This window comes from Mesorhizobium sp. M2A.F.Ca.ET.039.01.1.1 (genome assembly GCF_003998035.1).
Classification (GTDB): domain Bacteria; phylum Pseudomonadota; class Alphaproteobacteria; order Rhizobiales; family Rhizobiaceae; genus Mesorhizobium.
Genome location: NZ_RZRY01000568.1, coordinates 1 through 4,126, shown reverse-complemented (window position 1 = coordinate 4,126; position 4,126 = coordinate 1). Strand labels below are relative to the sequence as shown.

The 4,126-nt window shown below is 63.0% G+C and carries 4 protein-coding genes; all 4 read right to left on the bottom strand.

What is annotated here, in order from left to right; translation table 11 throughout:
• Positions 1–128: 128 nt before the first annotated feature.
• The 4 genes from EOA24_RS29395 to gshB all read right to left on the bottom strand — a co-directional run bounded on the left by EOA24_RS29395 (position 129) and on the right by gshB (position 3,867).
• Positions 129–1,658, bottom strand: coding sequence for a YifB family Mg chelatase-like AAA ATPase (locus EOA24_RS29395; protein ID WP_042647321.1), 1,530 nt, complete (start codon positions 1,656–1,658; stop codon positions 129–131).
• Positions 1,659–1,753: 95 nt separating this feature from the next.
• Positions 1,754–2,110: a hypothetical protein gene (locus EOA24_RS29390; protein WP_127410353.1), complete on the bottom strand. Its 357-nt coding sequence runs from the start codon at positions 2,108–2,110 to the stop codon at positions 1,754–1,756.
• The gene (locus tag EOA24_RS29385) at positions 2,080–2,733 is read right to left on the bottom strand and encodes a glycosyltransferase family 8 protein (RefSeq protein ID WP_127410352.1); all 654 of its coding nucleotides are present in this window, start codon (positions 2,731–2,733) and stop codon (positions 2,080–2,082) included. Before EOA24_RS29385 ends, EOA24_RS29390 begins: the two co-directional genes overlap by 31 nt.
• A 192-nt stretch (positions 2,734–2,925) precedes the next feature.
• Positions 2,926–3,867 carry a glutathione synthase gene (gene gshB / locus EOA24_RS29380; protein WP_126080216.1) on the bottom strand — a complete coding sequence of 314 codons (942 nt, stop codon included), beginning with the start codon at positions 3,865–3,867 and terminating at the stop codon, positions 2,926–2,928.
• Between the last annotated feature and the right edge of the window lie 259 nt (positions 3,868–4,126).

Sequence of the window (4,126 nt, the reverse complement as noted above, 5' to 3'; positions counted from 1 at the left end):
TGCCTATGGCGATGTCCTGACGTTCGGCATGATCCTGGCGCCGACGCTGCAGAAGCTGATCCCCGAGGCCGATTGAAGAGGAACTCAGGAGCGAAGAAACCGACTCGGCCTCCTTGCGAGTTCCTTGACTACGCCGCCTGCGCCATCCGCTCGGCGCTCATGCGATAGGAAATCGCCTCGGCGAGATGGATGCGGCCGACGGTCTCGCTGGCGTCAAGGTCGGCCAGCGTGCGCGCCACCTTGAGCACGCGATGATAGGCCCGCGCGGAAAAGCCGAGCTTCTCGCTGGCGTCCTTGAGCAGCGTCAGTCCGGCGGCATCGGGCTTGGCGATCTCCTCGATGATCGAAGGCGGGCAATGCGCGTTGGTGGTGGCGCCGGCGCCCAGCCTTTCCAGCCGCTCGCGCTGCATGGCTCGCGCACGCGCCACGCGCTGCGCCACCGCAGCGCTTGTCTCGGCCTTGTCGGGCCGGATCAGGTCGCTCGCCGACACCGCCGGCACTTCGATCCGAAGGTCGATGCGGTCGAGCAGCGGGCCAGAAATGCGTGCCTGGTATTCGGTGCGGCAGCGGTCGCCGCGCAGGCAGCGATAGCCGGGCTCGCCCGACATGCCGCAGCGGCACGGATTCATCGCCGCCACCAGCTGGATGCGCGCCGGATAGGTGACGCGGTGGTTGGCGCGCGCGATCATGCAGTCGCCGGTCTCCAGCGGCTGGCGCAGCGCATCCAGCGTCTGCGGTGTGAACTCCGGCAGCTCGTCAAGGAACAGCACGCCGTGATGGGCGAGCGACACCTCGCCTGGCCGCGCGCGCAGTCCGCCGCCGACCATCGCGGCCATCGAGGCGGAGTGATGCGGCGCGCGGAACGGCCGCCGGTCGGTCAGCTTGCCCTCGCCGAGCTCGCCGGCGACCGACGCGATCATCGAAACTTCGAGCAGTTCCTTCGGCGCCAGCGGCGGCAGGATCGAGGGCAGCCTTTGCGCCAGCATCGACTTGCCAGAGCCCGGCGGCCCGACCATCAAGAGGTTGTGCCCGCCCGCGGCAGCCACTTCGACCGCCCGTTTGGCGCTCTCCTGGCCCTTGATGTCGGCGAGGTCCGGCAGGTCGCGCGCCGCAAGCTGGATGCCGGCTTCGGGCCGCGACAGCACCTGCGTGCCGCGAAAATGGTTGGCGACCGCGATCAGGCTGCGCGGCGCCAATATATCGAAATCCTTGCCTGCCCAGGCCGCTTCCGGTCCGCAGGCGAAGGGGCAGATCAGGCCCTTGCCTTCGGCATTGGCGCCGATCGCCGCCGGCAGCGCCCCGGCTACGCCGGCGATGGTGCCGTCGAGCGACAATTCGCCCAGCACCACATAGCCGGTGAGCATGTCGCCAGGGATAGCGCCGAGCGCCGCCATCAGCCCGAGCGCGATCGGCAGGTCGTAATGGCTACCTTCCTTGGGCAGGTCCGCCGGCGCGAGGTTCACCGTCACCTTCTTCGACGGCATCGACAGGCCGGATGCATGCAGCGCTGCCTGCACGCGCTCGCGGCTCTCGGCCACCGCCTTGTCCGGCAGGCCGACGATCTGCATGCCGACCTTGCCAGGCCCGACCATCACCTGGACATCGACCGGCAAGGCCTCGATGCCCTGGAAAGCCACCGTGCGAACCCGCGCCACCATTTAAGCCCCCGGAATACCAGCTCACATGGCCTTGCGATCAGGCCGCGAGTGAAATCAGGCTAGACAACCACAGATTTTCGCTTTGGGCAAGAACATTACGAGAACGTCAGCAACTGCGCGTCTCGTTCCCGCGCGGCAGTCGAGTGCTGCGGCGGCAACGGAACCTTCGAGAACATCTTACCAAGGCTTCGCAGATGCGGCTTGGTAAATCGACGGTGGTAGTAGTAAGTCGCCAGGGCGGAGGACCAGTATTTTCTGCGCAGCCCGATAAGGCCAAGGATCATCTTGCGCCTACGAGCGGATTTCAAAAGCAGCGTCCCCTCCGGGATATCCGAACCCGACAGGGTTCTGTAGAAATTGAAAACATCGGCAAAAGGCACGCGCCTGTAGCGCCAGGGCTTGGCCGACCCTGCATAGTGGATCACCTTGGGAAGTCGCCGTTCGATTTCCACATAGCGCTCTGAAAGAAATTCCATTCCCTGCCGAGGAAGAGAACTCGTCCGCGCACCACCGTGTTCAAGGCCGTCTGGTCGAGGTATCGCGACTTGGCGGTTTCACGAACCGTCGCAAAGACCCTGTCCGCAATGCCTTCCCTGCGCCAGGCGACGAGATTCATCACCAGAACGCCGGAATTGATATATTCATTCCGGGACATTTCGATGTCGTCGAGTTCCTCCTGCTCTACGAAGCCGTCAACCACGCCGGCGACCAAATTGTCGCCCAGGTCCGCCAACCAGAGGGCACCGAGATCGGACACCACCAGCGTATCCGCATCCAAATAGATGGCCTTGTCGCAATCAGGCAATATCTCGGGAATGAGTATTCGGGCATATGCGGCCGTCGTCAGCAGCTTGCCTCTTGTCGGCAGATCGGAAATCCGCTTGCCGTCCGCTTGCACCAACTGACAGTCAATTCCGTTTCGTTCGCAAAAACGGCGAAGCTCTATCACGCTCGCAGGCTCTATTCCTGCATCGATGACGACGAATTTCGCCTCGCGATTATGAATCCAGGCAGAAAAGATGAATAGAAAAAGCCCGGGCACAAAGTTATTGTCGCTTGCGGTGACAATTACCATGAAATTGCGAGCCTTGGAAAACGGGGAGTCAGGCCCAGTTGTGGATAGAGCGCGGGAGCATTTCCGGTCATAGGCAGCACATTGGCATCTCGCCCCCCAAAATAGTTCGTCGTCCACTGCAGGCGGAAGCCCCGTTACCTTATTCGGCGACACGACGGGCCCGATGGAACGCCGCCTGCATCGTGAAGAGAATTACCCCCGCTTCTCCTCCACGCAATCCCAGAACAGGGCCGCGATATCCGCCCCGCCAAAGCGCTTGACCTCGCGGATGCCGGTCGGCGAGGTGACGTTGATCTCGGTCATGTAGTCGCCGATCACGTCGATGCCGACCAGGATGAAGCCGCGTTCTTTCAGGGAAGGCCCGATGCGGGCGCAGATCTCGCGTTCGCGCTCGGTCAGCTCGGTTTTCTCGGCGCGGCCGCCGACATGCATGTTGGAGCGCGAATCGTGCTCGGCCGGCACGCGGTTGATGGCGCCGACCGGCTCGCCGTCGATCAGGATGATGCGCTTGTCGCCCTTGCGCACGTCCTTGAGGTAGCGCTGCACGATATAGGGCTCGCGGAACAGCTGGCCGAACATCTCGAGCAGCGAGGCGAGGTTGCGGTCGGCCTCGTGCAGGTGGAAGATGCCGGCGCCGCCATTGCCGTAGAGCGGCTTGACGATGATGTCGCCGAATTCCTTGCGGAAGGCCGCCACCTCCTGGGGATCCTTGGTGATCAGCGTTTCCGGCATCAGGTCCGGGAACTCGGTGACGAAAATCTTTTCCGGGCTGTTGCGCACCCAGGCCGGATCGTTGACCACCAGCGTCTTCGGATGGATGCGCTCCAATATGTGTGTGGTGGTGATGTAGTTCATGTCGAAGGGTGGATCCTGCCTCAGCAGCACCACGTCCATCTCGGAGAGATCGGTGCGCACCTTCTCGCCCAGCGAATAATGGTTGCCCTTCTCGTCGCGCACCTGCATCTCCTCGACGCGCGCGAACACCTTGCCGTCCCGCATCGACAGCCGGTCGGGCGTGTAGTGGAAAAGCTTGTGGCCGCGCCGCTGCGCTTCCAGCGACACCGCGAAGCTGGTGTCGCCGGCGATCGACACGGTGGAGACATGGTCCATCTGGACGGCGATCTTGAGCGGCATTTTTCCTCTCCGGGGAAACTCAGCCGTCGATATAAGGAAATCGGCGGCTCCTGCCAATCGTGCTCGCTTGGTGCAGAAGCTTAGAGACCGTTTCGAAATTCGCTCTGGCGAGTCATATGGTGGTGGTTTTGAGAACCGGAGCGGAGCGGACTTCGCGTCCGTGAGCACCGGAAGCGGAGAAGCCGCCAACAGATAGCCGCCAGAGTGGAATTTCCAAGCGGTCTCAGCGGTCGAAGACCAGCCTGGAATAGCCCAGGAA